Consider the following 17,086-nt stretch of genomic DNA (forward strand, 5'->3'; position numbering starts at 1 on the left):
CGCATGACCAGGACGCCCGCTCCCCAGGCGCCCCTGCCGGGCGCCTGGGAGGACCTCGTCACCTCGGCGCTGCTCGGCACGCAGCGGCGCACCCCCCGGGGCTGCGAGCCCGGCCGGGACGCACCGGCGGCGCTGCTGGACGCCGCGGCCGTGGAAACCGTCCGCAGACGCGCCGGACTGACCCCGGCCCGCGCGGCCCGGCGTCTGGAGCCGGCCCCCGACGACGACCGTCCACCGCTGCCGGCCGCGGCCGCCCGCCGGCTCACGATGCTCCTCACCGACCGCCCCGGAACGGGGGGCGGCGGGCGCAGAGGCACGGCACCCGACCTGATGGAGCTGCTGCCGCAGTGGCTGGCGACGGCGAACGCCCGCGGTTTCGCGGCGCCGCCCGAGGCGCTTCCGGCCCTGCTGGACGCGGCCCGGGGGCGCACGGACCTGCGCCCGGCGGCGCTGGCCTTCGCGGGGCCACGCGCCTTGTGGCTGGCCCGGCTGAACCCGGACTGGCGGTTCGCCCTGCGCACGACGCCGGGCAGCGGCAGCGCGCTGCCCGGCCCCGAGGCGACGGAGCGGATACGGCAGTTGTGGCAGGAGGGCCTGTTCGCCGAGCGCGTCGCCCTGCTGGCGTCCCTGCGCTCCCGTGATCCGGCCGCCGCCCGTGACCTGCTCGCCTCCACCTGGGCGACGGAGCGGGCCGAGGACCGGCTGATGTTCCTCGACTCCCTGCGGACGGGGCTGACGCCGGCGGACGAGCCGTTCCTGGAGCAGGCGCTGGCCGACCGCAGCCGCAACGTACGGGCGACGGCGGCGGAGCTGCTGTCGGCGCTGCCGGAATCGGCGCTGGCCGCGCGGATGGCGGCGCGCGCCCTGTCGAGCGTGTCGCTGGACCGCGCCACGGACCGACCGGCGATCACCGTGGAGGCGCCGCACGAGTGCGACGCGGGCATGGAGCGGGACGGGGTCGTGCCCAAGCCGCCCGCGGGACGGGGCGAGCGGTCCTGGTGGTTCGGCCAGTTGGTGGAAGCGGCACCGCTCGGGGCCTGGCCGGCCCGGCTGGGCGGGCGCACACCGGAGGAGATCGTCGCGCTGCCCGTGAGGGACGACTGGCAGGGCGAACTGCACGCGGCGTGGTGCCGGGCGGCGGTACGGCAGCGGGACGCCGCGTGGGCGAGGGCGCTGCTGGGAGCGCCTACGGCGCCGGAGGCCGGCGGCCCCGGTGCGGTGTCGCTGGCCGAGCGGGCCAAGCTGCTCGGCACGCTGGGTGGTGACGAACGGGCCGAGTGGGTCGCCGGGTTCATCGCGACGCACGGTCTGTCGGAGGCGTTCCAGCTGCTCGGCATGTGCGGTGTGCCGTGGGCTCCGCCGCTCGGTCGTGCGGTGGTCGACGCGCTCAACATAGCGCGGGACGCCGGGAGTTACCCCTGGAGCTTCAGCGGGGTCATGGGCCTGGCCGAGCGCTGCCTCGATCCCTGTGAGGCGGGCCGCCTGGACGGGCTGCTGGCGATACCGGACGAACCGGAGGACGCGTCGCCGGGGGCGGGCGGGTACTGGGCGGAGGCGTTCCAGCGCCTGGTCACGACGCTGCGGCTGCGCGCGGCGATGACCGAGGAGTTGGGGGCGGTGTAGGGGTGCGCGGCGCTGACGCCGGGCCGGTACAGCCGCGGGACACGTGGTCCGGCACACCCGACGGTGCCAGGGCCGCCGAGAACAGCGCACCGCCCGACGGCGGGCGTCCGTCCGCCTCGGCCCGGCGACGCGGGCGGCGACGAAGACGTACGCCGGCGCACCGCCCGGGGCGATGCGTGGATTCGGGCGCGTCGACCGACGTCACGGCCCGCAGCCCCCGCGCGAACGCCCCCGACCTGGTGCTCTGCCTGGGGCAGGGCGTCGAGGGAGTCGCCGAACACGCAGGGCGTTCGGGGGCGGTGAGGGCGCGCCGTCCATCACACCCGGCGGCACCCAAGCCCAGGGACGGACTCGCGGCCCGGCACCACCGCCCGCACCAAAGCCCGCGAGCGAGGAGCGCGGCCCGGACCTCCGCCCGCGCCACGACCCGGGAGCCAGAAGCGCGGCCCGGGCCACCTGACACCGCCACGGCAGGAGGCGGGACATGCTGCGCTACGGGCCCGAGGGGGGGGTGACGCAGACGCTCAGTCCCGCCACCCGACGTGCCGTCACTTCAGCACGCGCCTCCGGGCGCCACCCTGGGGGGGCGTGCGCCGTGGCACCGAACGCCCGGCACCCGCACTGGCACCCGCGCCGGCCGCCGCACCCGACCCGCCGACCGAGCGGAGCCGTTACGCCTCTGCCGGTTCCCGCACGTTCGCCCGTACCCAGTCCACGATCGACGCCGTCGTCGCGCCGGGGGTGAAGATCTCCGCGACGCCCTTCTCCTTCAGCGGGGCGATGTCCGCCTCGGGGATGATCCCGCCGCCGAAGACCAGGATGTCCGCCGCGTCCCGCTCCCGGAGCAGGTCGATCACGGCGGCGAAGAGCGTGTTGTGCGCACCGGAGAGGATGGACAGCCCGATCGCGTCGGCGTCCTCCTGGATCGCGGTGTCCACGATCTGCTCGGGTGTCTGGTGGAGGCCGGTGTAGATGACCTCCATACCGGCGTCGCGCAGGGCCCGCGCGATCACCTTGGCCCCGCGATCGTGGCCGTCGAGCCCCGGCTTGGCCACCACCACGCGGATCGGACCGGCTGCCACACCCATCACTGCCTCCATGAAGCGACTACATCCATCCGTACCGACAAGTACCGCACATATCACCCATGCCCGTACACAGGGGCACGGTGCGCATGGGCCGCACATTCCCGCACCAAGTGCGCGAAGTGCGCGCCCCCGCGGTACAGACGCCCCGCACCATGCCGTCCGGGGGAAGTGAACGAACGTTATCGCCAGCATCCCGCAACCGGCAGTTTCGCGGTGGAGACAGAGGGGGAAATCACACGGTGGGACATGTTCGCCGCGCACCGTCTCAGGGGCCGCGGAGTGAACACGCGCACGGAGAGCCGCAGCGAGGGCAGGACGGGGCAGGGCAGCCGCAGGCCTCGGCGCCGTATCCAACGGCACCAAAGGGCACAGAGCCCACCACACTGGCACACTGGTTTACGTAAACCTCGCAAACACCACCCATCACTGGTGTCACGGCTCTCCACGAGGGCACACGGGGACAGAGGCGTTCCTCCGCGTGCCGACAGGAGGTCGGCCCATGAAGGTCACGACGGCAGCACTGCCCCTTCTCCCGCTCTGTCAGCGTTTTCTGCCCGCACTCCCGGCGATCCCGGCGCTCACGGCCCTGCCGGGGCTCCCAGGGCTCCCGGGGATGTCGGCGCTCACCGGCTTTTCGGGCCTCTCCGGCCTGGCCGCCCTTCCGGGCAGGGTGACGGGGCTCTCCACGGCCCTCCTGAAGGCGACGGTCCTGGAGGCCGCGATCCTCGCCGGGCATCTCCTTCTCTACCCCTCCGGCATCGCCCAGGAGCGCCGGTGCGTCCCCGGGCCGTCCCGTGCGGTCTCCCGGGACCCGAAGTCCTCCTCCGCACCCACCGCACAGCTGGCGGCCCCCACCAGCCCCCCGGTCGTCCTGCTGCACGGTTTCATCGACAACCGCTCGGTCTTCCTCCTCCTGCGCCGCAGCCTGGCCCAGCACGGCAGGCAGCAGATCGAGTCGCTGAACTACTCACCGCTGACCTGCGACATCCGCTGTGCCGCCGAGCTGCTCGGCCGGCACATCGAGGAGATCTGCGAGCGCTCGGGCAGTGACCGCGTCGACGTCGTCGGGCACAGCCTCGGCGGGCTGATCGCCCGGTACTACGTGCAGCGCCTCGGCGGTGACCTGCGCGTCCGGACCCTCGTGACGCTCGGTACCCCGCACGCGGGCACCCGGGTGGTACCGCTGGCGAACGCCCACCCGATCGTGCGCCAGATGCGCCCCGGTTCGGCGGTGCTCGAGGAGCTGGCCCTGCCGGCGCCCGGCTGCCGCACCCGGTTCGTCAGCTTCTGGAGCGACCTGGACCGTGTGATGGACCCGCTGGAGACGGCCTGTCTCGACCATCCCGACCTGACCGTCCAGAACGTCCGGGTGAGCGGCATCGGCCACCTGGCCCTGCCCGTGCACCCCGCCGTGGCCACCGGGATCCGGCAGGCGCTCGACACGCCCGGGCCGGATGCGGACACGGCGGCCGGCGGCCGTTCGGGCGGACTGACCGTCGCCTGAGCGCGGAATTCTCACCCGATCGGCCGCCGGAACGGCCTCCGAAGCCCTCGCCGAGGCGCTCACCACGGCCGTAATCACGGCGACACACCCCGGTCAAAGTCGAACAAACGTCGAACACAAAGCCAAGCTCGCGCCCGTCGTCCCCCAAAACACGGCCGAATGCCCGTTTCCTGCGGGGGCGAAACCTGCAGAAGATTGTCGCGCCCGCATACCGCCGGGTACAGTCGCCGCACTGCTCTGGCAGCCCTGTTGTCGAGGCGAAAGAGAAGTTGGTGAACGACCGTCACCCGTCGGGGGGCATGACCACCCCGGCCTCGGCTTCCGACGCCGACCCGGCGCACTACGCGCCGTACGGCACCGGTGAAGCCCAGTACGGCGACCTCACCACGTACGGCGGCTACGACGCCACCGGTTTTGCCACCGGCCCCCACGCCACGGCGACCTTCGCCGCGGATCCGCTCTTCGGCAGCCTCCCGGACCAGAACACGGGCGGCTACGACACCACCGGCTCGTACGACACCACGGCCTACGCCGCCACCGGCACGTACGACTCCACCCAGTGGGCCACCGGCAGCCACCAGACGCTGCACCACGACGCGTACGCGGCCCAGCACCACGCCGCCTACGACACCGGCGCCTACGACACGACCACGTGGACGGCCGACGGGCAGCAGCCCGTCATGGTGCCGGCGCAGGCGACGAGCGTCGAGTCGACGGGCCAGTGGGACACGGCCGCCTGGGCCCAGCCCGACCAGTCCGGCAACCCCGCCGACCGGACCCAGCAGTGGGACTGGGGCACCCAGACCTTCGCCACGGGGACGTTCGAAGCAGCGGCCTTCGAAACCGGCACCTTCGACACAGGGGCCTTCGAGGCCGTGGCCTTCGGCACCGGCACCTTCGACACCGGCGCCTACGACGCCACGCAGTGGAACTCGGACGGCGCGACGCAGGACACCACGGCGCAGGACTCCGCGACCGACACCGCTCCGGCCGCCTCCGACGAACCCGCCCCGCGCGACGACGGGTTGACGGCCACCGGCGAACTCCCCGCCGTGACCCCGCTGCTCGAGGAGCAGGAAGAGGTCGTCCCGGCCCCCCGGATCCCGGCCGCACGCGCCGCCTCCCGGGGCGGGTCGCGTTCCCGTCGGCGTCAGCCGGCCAAGCGCTCGGCACTGATGACCATCGCCGTCCCCTCGGCCTGCGTGATGAGCGTCGCCGGCATCGCCGCGGCCTCCGTCGGCGGTCTGAGCGGTGAGGACGGCAAGGAGACCACGGCGTCGGCGGCGGACGCGGCCGACGCGGACGCCGCGCCGGTGAAGCCGTCCACCGCCAACAACAAGCTGGACACGCAGCTCGCGAGCCTCTCCGCCGGTGCCGACGACTTCGCCGACCGGGCCAGCCGGACGCAGGAACGCATCGACCTCAAGGCCGAGCAGGCGGCGGAGAAGAGGCGGGCGGCGGAGGAGGCGGCCCGTAAGGAGCGGCTGCGCCCCAAGTTCGCGCTCCCGGTCGAGCAGCACGGGCTCAGCGCCTACTACGGCCAGGCCGGCATCAACTGGATGTCCGCCCACACCGGCATCGACTTCCCCGTGACGTACGGCACGAAGGTGATGGCGGCGACCGACGGCACGGTGCGTACGCAGTACAACGTCGCGTACGGGAACATGCTGATCCTCACCGCGAAGGACGGCACGGAGACCTGGTACTGCCACCTCTCCAGTTACCAGGTTCCCTACGGTGCGAAAGTCAAGGCCGGCGATCCGATCGCGCTCTCCGGCGACACGGGGAACTCGACCGGACCGCACCTGCACTTCGAGGTGCGGCCGTCCGGCGGAGGGGCGATCGACCCGCTCCCGTGGCTGCGCAGCCACGGTCTCGACCCGCAGTGACCCCGCAGTGACGGAGTAACGTCTCAACAGCCTCCCGTGAGCCCCGTCCACCGACGGGGCTCACCGGACTGAGCGCCTCTCAGCACCCGCTCAGAGCTTTTCCACCGGCGCGTACCGCAGCAGCAGCCGCTTCGGCTTGGTGTCCCCGAAGTCGATCGTCGCCTCCGCGTTCCCCCCGGTGCCCTTGACCCCGACCACCGTGCCGAGCCCGAACTGGTCGTGCGTGACCCGGTCGCCGACCGCCAGCGAGACCGTCGGCTTCTCGGAGGCGGACCGGCGCGTGGCGAAGCCGGACGCGCCCGACGCCGAGGAGCGGGACCGGGACGACGACAGCGAGGCCGCCACTCCGGAGACCGGCGCGGAGGGCGCGGGCCCGTTCGCCCCGGTGCGCTTCCACTCCAGGTGGGGCGCCGGGATCTCCTCGAGGAACCGCGAGGGCGGGTTGTACGACGGCTGCCCCCAGGCGCTGCGCAGCGTGGACCGGGTCAGGTACAGCCGCTCCCGCGCACGCGTGATGCCGACGTAGGCCAGGCGGCGCTCCTCCTCCAGCTCCTTGGCCTGGCCGAGGGCGCGCATGTGCGGGAAGACGCCGTCCTCCATGCCGGTGAGGAAGACGACCGGGAACTCCAGGCCCTTGGCGGTGTGCAGGGTCATCAGGGTGACGACGCCGTCGCCGTCCTCCTCGTCGGGGATCTGGTCGGAGTCGGCGACCAGCGCGACCCGCTCCAGGAAGTCGGCCAGCGTGCCGGCGCTCTCCCCCTCGGCCTCGGCCCGCTCCTGCTCGAACTCCAGGGCGACGGCGGCGAGTTCCTGGAGGTTCTCGATGCGGGTCTCGTCCTGCGGGTCGGTGGAGGACTGCAACTCGGCGAGGTAACCGGTGCGTTCGAGGATGGCCTCCAGCACGGTCGCCGGTCCGGCGCCGGACTCGACGATCGTGCGGAGGTCCTCCATGAGCGCGTTGAACCGCTTGACGGCGTTCGCGGAGCGCGCGGCCATGCCGTACGCCTCGTCCACGCGGCGCAGCGCCTGCGGGAAGCTGATCTTCTCCCGCTGGGCGAGCGCGTCGATCATCGCCTCTGCGCGGTCGCCGATGCCGCGCTTGGGGACGTTGAGGATGCGGCGCAGCGGCACCGAGTCCTCGGGGTTGGCCAGGACGCGCAGGTAGGCCAGGACGTCCCGGACCTCCTTGCGCTCGTAGAAGCGGACGCCGCCGACGACCTTGTAGGGCAGGCCGACGCGGATGAACACTTCCTCGAAGACACGGGACTGGGCGTTGGTGCGGTAGAACACGGCGACGTCGCCGGCCCGGGCCTCGCCCGCGTCCGTGAGGCGGTCTATCTCGTCGGCGACGAACTGGGCCTCGTCGTGCTCGGTGTCGGCGACGTACCCGGTGATCTGCGAACCCGCGCCCTGATTGGTCCACAGGTTCTTGGGGCGGCGGGACTCGTTGCGCTCGATGACCGCGTTGGCCGCGCTCAGGATCGTCTGGGTGGAGCGGTAGTTCTGCTCCAGCAGGATCGTCGTGGCGTCCGGGTAGTCCTCCTCGAACTGGAGGATGTTGCGGATGGTGGCGCCGCGGAAGGCGTAGATCGACTGGTCGGCGTCGCCCACCACGCACAGCTCGGCGGGCGGGACCTCGGCTTCGGGCGGCACGTCGACGGGGTGCTCCGAGGTGCCGACGAGCTCGCGCACGAGGGCGTACTGGGCGTGGTTGGTGTCCTGGTACTCGTCGACCAGGACGTGCCGGAAGCGGCGGCGGTAGTGCTCGGCGACGTCCGGGAAGGCGCGGAGCAGGTTGACCGTGGTCATGATCAGGTCGTCGAAGTCGAGGGCGTTGGCCTCGCGCAGCCGCGACTGGTACATCGCGTAGGCCTGGGCGAGGGTCTTCTCGAAACCGTCGGCGGCCTGGGCGGCGAAGTCCTCCTCGTCGATCAGCTCGTTCTTGAGGTTGCTGATCTTGGCGCTGAAGGACTTGGGCGGGAAGCGCTTGGGGTCGAGGTCCAGGTCGCGGCAGACCAGCGCCATCAGGCGCTTGGAGTCGGCGGCGTCGTAGATCGAGAACGACGACGTGAAGCCGAGCCTCTTGGACTCGCGGCGCAGGATGCGGACGCATGCGCTGTGGAAGGTCATCACCCACATCGCGTTGGCGCGCGGGCCGACGAGCTGCTCGACGCGCTCCTTCATCTCGCCCGCGGCCTTGTTGGTGAAGGTGATCGCGAGGATCTGCCCGGGATGGACGCCCCGCTCGCCCAGCAGGTGGGCGATGCGGTGGGTGAGCACCCGGGTCTTGCCGGAGCCGGCGCCGGCCACGATGAGCAGCGGGGAGCCGGAGTGCACGACGGCGGCGCGCTGGTTGTCGTTCAGCCCATCCAGGAGCGCGGCCGGGTCCAGGACGGGGCGCGGGGCGCCGTCCCGGTAGTACGGGTCCCGGTCCGGCGGCGCGTCGAACTTCCCGCCGAACAGATCGTGCGGAACCGGCTCCGTCACGTGATCGTCCTCGGGCGGCGGCGGGGGTTCCTCCTCGTGACCGCGCGGGGTCTGGAGGCTCGCCAGGAAGCTTTCGTCAAAGAGGCTGCTCATCGCTCTCCGAGTCTAGGGCGCCCCACCGACAACCGGCTGCCACCCCGGAAAATGGCCGGCATCGCGGAGGTCGGGACTCTCGGAGCAGGCGCTATCACACGGAGTGACCCTCGCGCCGAAGGTCACGAAAATGTATCGGGCATATCACCCGGCAACCTTCCCAGGCGCCGCACGAGTTGGCTACGGTGCGGGACAGGTCGCACGCCCCCTCCGGCGAACGTCGCCGGGCCGCGCGGCCTCCGCCGAGTCCGGCGTGCCGCACGGCGCCTGGAGCCGGGGACCCGACCGAATTCCTGGGGTGAATCGGCCACCCGCCCTCGACGGGCGGTGCCGTAGGGCACACCTTCCGAGCCACACCGCCCGAACCCTCCCCCGGTAGGCGGAGCACGGAAGGAGTCGCCTCCCTTGGCGTCGCACCGCAAGTCGCGCCCCACCGGTACGCGCGTAGCAGGCATACGGACCCCCGCCCTCGCCACGGCGGCCCTCACCTCCGTCGCCCTGCTGTCCCAGACGGCCGACGCCGTACCGTCGGACGACCGGCCCACCCTCGAAGAGGTCGAGAAGAAGGTCGACGACCTCTACCGCCAGGCCGGGTCGGCGACCGAGAAGTACAACGCGGCGAAGGAGAGGACCGCGAAGCAGCGCGAGCGCGTCGACACCCTCCTCGACGACGTCGCCCAGCGCACCCAGAAGCTCAACGAGGCCCGCGAGGAGCTGGGCTCCTACGCCTCCGCGCAGTACCGCACGGGCGGCCTGGTCCCGTCGACCGCGACCTTCCTGCTCGCGGACTCACCGCAGGACTACGTCGACCAGAGCCAGCTGATGAACCGGCTCACCGGGCGCCAGAAGGACGCGGTCGACGACTACGTCACCCAGCAGTCCGAGACGATGAAGAAGCGCCGGGAGGCCACCGAGAGCCTCGAGACGCTCACCGAGTCGCAGAACGACCTGAAGCAGGCCAAGGCCACGGTCCAGAAGAAGCTCACCTCCGCGCGCGAGCTGCTGTCGACGCTGACCGCCGAGGAGAAGGCCCGGCTCGCGGCGATCGAGAAGAAGAAGCAGGAGGAGGCCGCCCGCAAGGCCGCCGAGCTCGCCCGGCAGCAGGCGCAGGAGCGGGAGCGGCAGGAGCAGGCGGCCCAGCAGGAGAGCGACAGCTCGACAGGTTCCCCCGGCTCCGCCGGCACGTCCGGTGCGGCCACCGGCGGCACGGGAACCGGCTCCTCCGCGCCGGACCCCTCGTACGGCACCAAGGCCGAGAAGGCGCTCGCCTTCGCCCGCGCCCAGATCGGCAAGCCGTACGTCTGGGGCGCCACGGGCCCCGGCTCCTACGACTGCTCCGGTCTCACCCAGGCCGCCTGGAAGGCCGCGGGCGTGACGCTACCGCGCACCACCTACGACCAGGTCGACGCCGGCACGACGGTCTCCATCACCCAGGCACAACCCGGTGACCTGGTCTTCTTCTACGACGACATCAGCCACGTCGGCATCTACATCGGCAACGGCATGATGATCCACGCCCCGAAGCCGGGCGCGTACGTCCGCGAGGAGTCGGTCTACTACGACGGAGAGTCGTCGATCCACAGCGTGGTGCGTCCGGCCTGACGCGCGGCGATCTCTAGCATCGACCCATGTCATCCGGCACCTGTCACCCTCTGCGCGCCTGGTGGGCGCAGCGTCCGCCGGCGGCCGGGGCCGCGGTGATGGCGACCGGCATCCTGTCGGTCGGCCTGCACCTGACGCACCACGAGCTGCTGTCCGGCATCGCGCTGGTGCTCGCCTGTGCCGCGTGGCTGGCGCTCGCGGCGAACTTCGTCTCGCTGCTGCTGTCCGACCGGGCGAAGTGGGTGACGCAGGCGGGGACGCCGGGCGCGCTCACGGCCGTCGCCGCGACGACCGTGCTGGGCACCCGTTTCTCGTTGCTCGGCTGGACGGCCCTGGCGGCGGCGCTGCTGGCACTGGCCGCGCTGCTGTGGCCCGGGCTGCTGCTGGTGGTCGTGCAGCACTGGGAGCGGCGGATGCCGGGGGCGGTCTTCCTGGGCTGCGTGGCGACGGAGGGCCTCGCCGTGCTGGGGGCCACGCTGGCCGCGGCCACCTCGACGGCCTGGCTCGCGCACGCGGCGCTGGTGCCGTTCTGGCTGGGGCTCGTGCTCTACACCATCGCGCTGTTCCGTTTCGACCCGCGGCAGGTGGCCCGCGGCGCGGGGGACCACTGGGTCGCGGGCGGCGCGCTCGCCATCTCGGCGCTCGCGGGGGCCAAGCTGCTCGCCGCGGCCGGCACCGGGATGTACCTGTGGAACGGCGACGCCGGTGCCGTGCTGCACGACGCGACGGTCGCCCTGCTGGCGCTCGACCTCGCGTGGTACGTCGTCCTGCTCGTCTGCGAGCTCGTGTGGCCCCGCCCCCGCTACGACGTGCGCCGCTGGTCGACCGTCTTCCCCCTCGGCATGACGGCGGCGGCGACGCTGTCCGTCGCCGCCGTCGTGGACGTCCCGTGGCTGGAGGGGCCCGGTCAGGCCCTGGTGTGGATCGCGGTGGCCGCGTGGCTGGCGGTCGCCGTGGGGGCGGTCGCCTCGGCCCGGTCCGGGCTGCGGTCCGCTTCGGCGGTGGCCGCGGGCGTCGCGGACATCAGGTCCACAACACGGCGATGAAGATGTTCACCAGCGTCAGCAGGCCGACGAGGCCGAACAGCGGCTTGTCCACCTTCTCGTCGTCGCGCTTCACGTAGACGAGGCCGAGGATCACGATCAGCACGGCCAGCTTCACGCCGATCTTGACGTTGTCGACCGCGTAGTCCTGGGCCTGGTTGAGGCCGACCAGGACCGCTCCGGTGACCAGCATCGTCAGGGCGCCGTGCAGCATGGCCGGGGTGAAGCGGGCGGTGCCCTGGCCCATCGCCTTCATCTGGGTCAGGAAGCCGCCGAGCAGCGCTCCGATGCCGATGATGTGCAGACCGACGAAGAGGTGGATGAGTACGTCCATGAGGCCGGAGCCTAATCAGCGGCCGGACACGCTCCGACACCGGCCCGCCCGGCCCGAGAGGGCACGGTCGCATATATGCGCCCCATAGCAGCTCCTCGTCCCCCCATGCCCCCGATCCGGCATTTCGATCATCACCCTGCGTGAAGAGGACGGCCTCCTGCCCGGTCCGCGGTCACCTACGGTCGGCCGCCGGTCCGGTACCGCCAGTTCCGCGCAATCCGTCACCGGCTCGTTACCCACCGGCCTAGCGTCCTTCCGCAGGCGACCGGTCCGAGCAGCGGCCGGCGCACGGCACGGAAGGACGTGGATCCCTGGTGGCAGCGCATCGCAGGCCACGGAGGCGCCCCGCGGGCAACGGGACAGCCGCCCGCACCGCGGTCACGGTCACCCTCGCGGGCGCCGCCACCGCGGCCGGGCTGGCCGGGACCGGGCACGCCGATCCCGAGCCGACGCCGGCGCAGGTCAGGGCCAGGGTCGACAAGCTGTACCAGGAGGCGGAGGTCGCCACCGAGAAGTACAACGGCGCCAAGGAGAAGGCCGACGCCGCCGAGCGGCGCCTGGAGGAGCTGCGGGACGAGGTGGCCCGCAAGCAGGACCGGCTGAACGCGACGCGGGAGACGCTGGGCTCGGTCGCGGCGGCGCAGTACCGCAGCGGCGGCCTCGACCCGGCCCTGCAGCTCGTGCTCTCCGCCGACCCCGACCGGTATCTGGAGAACGCCGCGTTCGTCGAGCGGGTGGGCAGCCGGCAGACGGCCGCCGTCGGCCGGGCACGCAAGGAACTGCGGGACGTCGAGCAGCTGCGCGGGGCCGCCCGGATCGAGCTGACCTCGCTGACGTCGCGGCGGGCCGAGCTGGAACGGCACCGCACCACCATCACCGGCAAGCTGGAGACGGCACGCCGCCTGCTGTCCCGGCTGACGGCCGGGGAACGCGCCCGCCTCACCCCCGGCACCGACCGCGCCACCCGCACGGCGGGCGCCCGCGAGGGCCTGGCGGCTTCCGCCGAGGCGCCGAACTCCCGCGCCGCGGCGGCCGTCGCGTACGCCTACCAGAAGCTCGGCAGCCCCTATGTGTGGGGCGCGACCGGCCCGAACGCCTTCGACTGCTCGGGCCTGACCCAGGCCGCCTACCGCGCCGCCGGCGTCTCCCTCCCCCGCACGACGTACGCCCAGATCGGCGCGGGCCGCCGCGTCTCCCGCGCGGAACTCGTCCCCGGGGACCTGGTCTTCTTCTACTCCGGCATCAGTCACGTCGGCATCTACGTCGGCAACGGGCAGATGATCCACGCCCCGAACCCCTCGGCGCCGGTCCGCCTCGCCCCCGTCGACACGATGCCGTTCGCGGGGGCCGCGCGGGTGGCGTGAGGCCCGCCCGCGGGAACCGATGCGTGCGCGAACCCTTGCCACGCCTAAGGTCCAGGCCTACTCTCACGACCGGTGAAAGCGCTTTCTCAGTTGTCATGCTCAGCTCACTCATGCACCTTCTCGCATCTTTTCCGAGCTGAGGATGCATTCGAGCGGCCGCCACCCCCGCACGTCACCGCACCACGGAAGCAGGCACCTGGGGCTCGGAGAAACCGCTTAATGCGACACGGGCGGCAACCTCCGGGCCCCGCCGAACCACCACCACAGCGAGCGGCGACCGCCGCCGTGCGAAGACGAAAGGCGAGGCGAGAATGAGACGACCAGTCGCCATAAGGCTCTCGGCCGCAGTGGGCACGCTGGCCCTGGCGGCCGCTACCACCGCGGTCCTGTCGGCGCCCGAGGCGTCGGCCGCGGCCGGCGGCGCCACCGGCTACGCGACACAGAACGGCGGAACCACCGGCGGCGCGGGCGGGCAGACCGTCCGTGCCACCACGGGCACCGCGATCCACCAGGCCCTGTGCAACCGCGCCTCCAGCAGCACCCCGATCGTCATCCAGGTCGAGGGCACCATCAACCACGGCAACACCAGCCAGGTCTCGGGCGGCAGTTGCAGCACGGCCGCGGACAAGATCGAGCTGAAGCAGATCAGCAACGTCACGATCGTCGGCGTCGGCAGCGGTGCCGTCTTCGACCAACTGGGCATCCACATCCGGGAGTCCAGCAACATCATCATCCAGAACGTGACCGTCCGGAACGTCAAGAAGTCCGGCTCGCCCCTGTCCAACGGCGGTGACGCCATCGGCATGGAGAGCGACGTCCGCAACGTGTGGGTCGACCACGCCACCCTGGAGGCGTCCGGCGGGGAGTCGGAGGGCTACGACGGCCTCTTCGACATGAAGGACAACACCCAGTACGTGACGCTGTCCTACAGCGTCCTGCGCAACTCCGGCCGCGGCGGCCTCATCGGCTCCAGCGAGAGCGACGTCTCCAACGGCTACGTCACCTTCCACCACAACCTGTACGAGAACATCGACTCCCGCGCGCCCCTGCTGCGCGGCGGCATCGCCCACATCTACAACAACCACTACGCGCACCTGAACGAGTCCGGCATCAACTCCCGGGCCGGGGCGAAGGCCAGGGTCGACAACAACTACTTCGAGGACTCCAAGGACGTCCTCGGCACCTTCTACACCGACGCGGCCGGCTCCTGGCAGGTCAACGGCAACATCTTCGACAACGTGACCTGGTCCGAGCCCGGCGAGGACAACAACCCGGCGGGTCCGAACCCCCAGTCCAACACCAGCGTCAGCATCCCGTACTCCTACAGCCTGGACGACGCGTCCTGCGTGCCGGGCATCGTGAGCCAGACGGCGGGCGCGAACAAGGGCCTGAAGGTGTCGGACGGCAGCTGCTCGGCCCAGTCCCCGGACCCGACGCCGGACCCCACCGACCCGACGCCGGACCCGACCGACCCCACACCCGACCCGACCGGGCCCAGCGGCACCAACCTCAGCCTCGGGGCCGGCGCCGACGGCTCCTCCAAGGCGAGCGGCACGAGCTACGGCAACGTGCGCGACGGCGACCTGAGCACCTACTGGTCACCGGCCGGCTCGACGGGCTCGATCTCCGTCAAGTGGGGCTCCGCGACCACCGTGTCGAAGGTCGTCATCAAGGAGGCGGCGGGCAGCTCGGGCGCCATCGGCTCCTGGAAGGTCGTCAACGGTGACACCGGCGCCACCCTGACCTCGGGCAGCGGCGCGGGGGTCATCAGCTTCCCCGCGACCTCGCTGAAGAAGGTCACCTTCACGATCACCAGCGCGTCGGGCACCCCGAAGGTCGCCGAGTTCGAGACCTACGCCGGATAGCCGGACCGCCCACCGGGACGCCCGCCGGCCGTCACACCAGCCGGCGGGCCGTCGCCCAGCGGGTCAGCTCGTGGCGGTTGGACAGCTGGAGCTTGCGGAGCACCGCGGAGACGTGGGACTCGACCGTCTTGACGGAGATGTACAGCTGCTTGGCGATCTCCTTGTACGCGTAGCCGCGGGCGATCAGGCGCAGGACCTCGCGTTCCCGCTGGGTGAGGCGGTCGAGGTCCTCGTCGACCGGCGGGGCGTCGGTGGAGGCGAAGGCGTCCAGGACGAAGCCGGCCAGGCGCGGGGAGAAGACCGCGTCGCCCTCCTGGACACGGAAGATGGAGTCGATCAGGTCGGAGCCGGTGATCGTCTTGGTGACGTAGCCGCGCGCGCCGCCGCGGATCACGCCGATCACGTCCTCCGCCGCGTCCGAGACGGACAGGGCGAGGAAACGGACGGGCCGCTCGGCGTCCGCCATCAAGGGGGCGCAGCGACGCAGGACCTCGACACCGCCGCCGCCCGGGAGGTGGACGTCGAGGAGGACCACCTCGGGCCGGGTCGCGGTGATGACGGTGACGGCCTGGTCCACGTCGGCGGCCTCTCCGACGACCTCGACGCCGGTCTGCGCGGTCTGGCCGATCTCGGCCTGGACGCCGGTGCGGAACATGCGGTGGTCGTCGACGAGGACCACGCGCACCCGGCGCTCCCCCGCACCGCCCTCCGCCGGTCCCGGCCCTGCGTTGCCCTCGGTCGCGTCGCTCATGACGTCCTCTCCGCCCTCTCCATCTCCAGCTCGACCTCCGTGCCGCCGTCCGGCACCGCGCGCAGCCGCGCCGTGCCCCCGTTGCGCTCCATGCGGCCGATGATCGATTCTCTGACGCCCATGCGGTCGGCGGGTATCGAGTCGAGGTCGAAGCCGGGGCCGCGGTCGCGCACGGACACGAAGACCGTCCTGCCCTCGACCTCGGCGTAGACCTGAACCGCGCCGCCCTCGCCACCGTACTTCGCGGCGTTCACCATAGCCTCGCGTGCGGCCTGCATCTGTGCGCCGATCCTCTCGTCGAGCGGGCAGTCGCCGACGACCACGACCTCTATCGGCACACCGTGCTTGTCCTCGACCTCCGCGGCATTGCGCTTGACCGCCTCCGCGAGGGTGGTGGGCTCGTCGTCCTCGTCCTTGCCGTTGCCCTCGGGCTTGTAGAGCCAGGCGCGCAGGTCGCGTTCCTGGGCGCGGGCCAGGCGGCGCACCTCGCCCGCGTTCTCCGCGTTGCGCTGGATCAGGGTGAGGGTGTGCAGCACCGAGTCGTGCACATGGGCGGCGACCTCCGCGCGCTCCTGGGCGCGGATGCGCATCAGCCGCTCCTCGGAGAGGTCCTGCGTCATGCGCACCAGGTAAGGGCCGGCGAGGAGCGTGATGCCGACGAGGACGGCGAGCGCGGCCTGCAGTACGGAGCCCAGGTGGGCGGCCGACCCCTGCAGGACGAAGATGCCGGAGACGCCGGCCGTCACCAGCAGGACACCGCCGACCGAGCGCAGCAGCGTGACGGTGCGCCGGTCGCGGCCGACCTCGGCCCAGCGGGCCCGGCGGGCGTTGTCCGCCTGGCGCCAGACGAGGGCGACGCCCGCCCCGACGAGCACGACCGGCCACAGGTAGGCCTTGGCGCCGTTGCCGAGATTCACGTTGCCCACGAAGACCATGGCCACGACGACCATGAGGAGCAGGGCGACGATCTGCCCCTTGTCCGGCTTGCGGGCGACGAGTCTGCGGCGGCCGTCCGGCGAGGTCCCGGCCGTGACCAGGGACGGCGGCTTCTGCGCGTCGACGCCGCCGACCCCGAGCGGTACGAAGAACCAGAAGGCCGCGTAGAGCAGCGCACCGAGGCCGTCGGCCATGAACAGGCCGACGAAGACGAGCCGTACCCAGATGACGGGCAGCCCGAGGTGCCCGGCGAGCCCCCGCGCCACGCCACCGAGCCAGCGTCCGTCGCTGCTGCGGTAGAGCTTGCGCGGCGGCCGCGGTTCGAGAAGGGGGGGTGCTGCGGCGTCCGGCATGCCAACGATGGTCACACGGCCGGCCGAGGGGGAGCATCAGGGTCGGCCCCGGAGACTCCCCTGATCTTCGGGCCGCCGGCCCCTCGAACGCTCCCCGGGCGCCGCATGGGGGCCGATATCAGGGTCCGACCAGGGTCGTACCGGCTGCCGCCAC

12 protein-coding genes are annotated in these 17,086 nt (G+C 72.2%); 7 read left to right on the forward strand and 5 right to left on the reverse strand.

What is annotated here, in order from left to right; all coding sequences use genetic code 11:
• Window positions 1–3 precede the first annotated feature (3 nt).
• Entirely contained in the window at window positions 4–1,623 is a 1,620-nt protein-coding gene (locus tag IEZ05_RS06695; RefSeq protein WP_189229071.1) for a DUF5691 domain-containing protein, read from the forward strand.
• A 671-nt stretch (window positions 1,624–2,294) separates the two neighbouring features.
• Here IEZ05_RS06695 and IEZ05_RS06700 read toward each other — a convergent pair.
• On the reverse strand, window positions 2,295–2,711 hold the full coding sequence (locus IEZ05_RS06700) for a cobalamin B12-binding domain-containing protein (protein ID WP_189229072.1): 417 nt from the start codon (window positions 2,709–2,711) through the stop codon (window positions 2,295–2,297).
• Window positions 2,712–3,324: 613 nt separating this feature from the next.
• Here IEZ05_RS06700 and IEZ05_RS06705 point away from each other — a divergent pair.
• Both IEZ05_RS06705 and IEZ05_RS06710 read left to right on the forward strand, forming a co-directional pair.
• Window positions 3,325–4,215: an esterase/lipase family protein gene (locus tag IEZ05_RS06705; protein WP_457852739.1), complete on the forward strand. Its 891-nt coding sequence runs from the start codon at window positions 3,325–3,327 to the stop codon at window positions 4,213–4,215.
• Window positions 4,216–4,487: 272 nt separating this feature from the next.
• Entirely contained in the window at window positions 4,488–6,104 is a 1,617-nt protein-coding gene (locus IEZ05_RS06710; RefSeq protein ID WP_189229074.1) for a M23 family metallopeptidase, read from the forward strand.
• Between the two features lie 90 nt (window positions 6,105–6,194).
• Here the strand turns inward: IEZ05_RS06710 and pcrA are convergent, their stop codons facing one another.
• Entirely contained in the window at window positions 6,195–8,684 is a 2,490-nt protein-coding gene (pcrA, locus tag IEZ05_RS06715; RefSeq protein ID WP_189229075.1) for a DNA helicase PcrA, read from the reverse strand.
• Window positions 8,685–9,089: 405 nt separating this feature from the next.
• Between pcrA and IEZ05_RS06720 the strand changes: the two genes are divergently transcribed.
• Together IEZ05_RS06720 and IEZ05_RS06725 are read left to right on the forward strand one after the other, a co-directional pair.
• Window positions 9,090–10,286 carry a C40 family peptidase gene (locus tag IEZ05_RS06720; protein ID WP_189229076.1) on the forward strand — a complete coding sequence of 399 codons (1,197 nt, stop codon included), beginning with the start codon at window positions 9,090–9,092 and terminating at the stop codon, window positions 10,284–10,286.
• 26 nt (window positions 10,287–10,312) lie between these two features.
• The gene (locus IEZ05_RS06725) at window positions 10,313–11,332 is read left to right on the forward strand and encodes a tellurite resistance/C4-dicarboxylate transporter family protein (RefSeq protein ID WP_189229077.1); all 1,020 of its coding nucleotides are present in this window, start codon (window positions 10,313–10,315) and stop codon (window positions 11,330–11,332) included.
• On the opposite strand, the gene IEZ05_RS06730 is transcribed toward IEZ05_RS06725, so the two are convergent.
• Window positions 11,310–11,663 carry a hypothetical protein gene (locus tag IEZ05_RS06730; protein ID WP_189229078.1) on the reverse strand — a complete coding sequence of 118 codons (354 nt, stop codon included), beginning with the start codon at window positions 11,661–11,663 and terminating at the stop codon, window positions 11,310–11,312. The genes IEZ05_RS06725 and IEZ05_RS06730 overlap by 23 nt on opposite strands.
• A 314-nt stretch (window positions 11,664–11,977) precedes the next feature.
• Here IEZ05_RS06730 and IEZ05_RS06735 point away from each other — a divergent pair, with 314 nt between their 5' ends.
• Both IEZ05_RS06735 and IEZ05_RS06740 read left to right on the forward strand, forming a co-directional pair.
• Window positions 11,978–13,027, forward strand: coding sequence for a C40 family peptidase (locus IEZ05_RS06735; protein WP_189229079.1), 1,050 nt, complete (start codon window positions 11,978–11,980; stop codon window positions 13,025–13,027).
• Between the two features lie 311 nt (window positions 13,028–13,338).
• Window positions 13,339–14,892 carry a pectate lyase family protein gene (locus IEZ05_RS06740; protein ID WP_189229080.1) on the forward strand — a complete coding sequence of 518 codons (1,554 nt, stop codon included), beginning with the start codon at window positions 13,339–13,341 and terminating at the stop codon, window positions 14,890–14,892.
• Window positions 14,893–14,923: 31 nt separating this feature from the next.
• Here the strand turns inward: IEZ05_RS06740 and IEZ05_RS06745 are convergent, their stop codons facing one another.
• Both IEZ05_RS06745 and IEZ05_RS06750 read right to left on the reverse strand, forming a co-directional pair.
• Window positions 14,924–15,643: a LuxR C-terminal-related transcriptional regulator gene (locus tag IEZ05_RS06745; protein WP_189229081.1), complete on the reverse strand. Its 720-nt coding sequence runs from the start codon at window positions 15,641–15,643 to the stop codon at window positions 14,924–14,926.
• On the reverse strand, window positions 15,640–16,932 hold the full coding sequence (locus tag IEZ05_RS06750) for an ATP-binding protein (protein WP_189229082.1): 1,293 nt from the start codon (window positions 16,930–16,932) through the stop codon (window positions 15,640–15,642). The genes IEZ05_RS06745 and IEZ05_RS06750 overlap by 4 nt, the downstream gene beginning before the upstream one ends.
• Window positions 16,933–17,086: the final 154 nt, after the last annotated feature.

The sequence above is a fragment of the Streptomyces flaveolus genome (genome assembly GCF_014648815.1).
In the GTDB taxonomy this organism is placed as follows: Bacteria; Actinomycetota; Actinomycetes; order Streptomycetales; family Streptomycetaceae; genus Streptomyces; species Streptomyces flaveolus.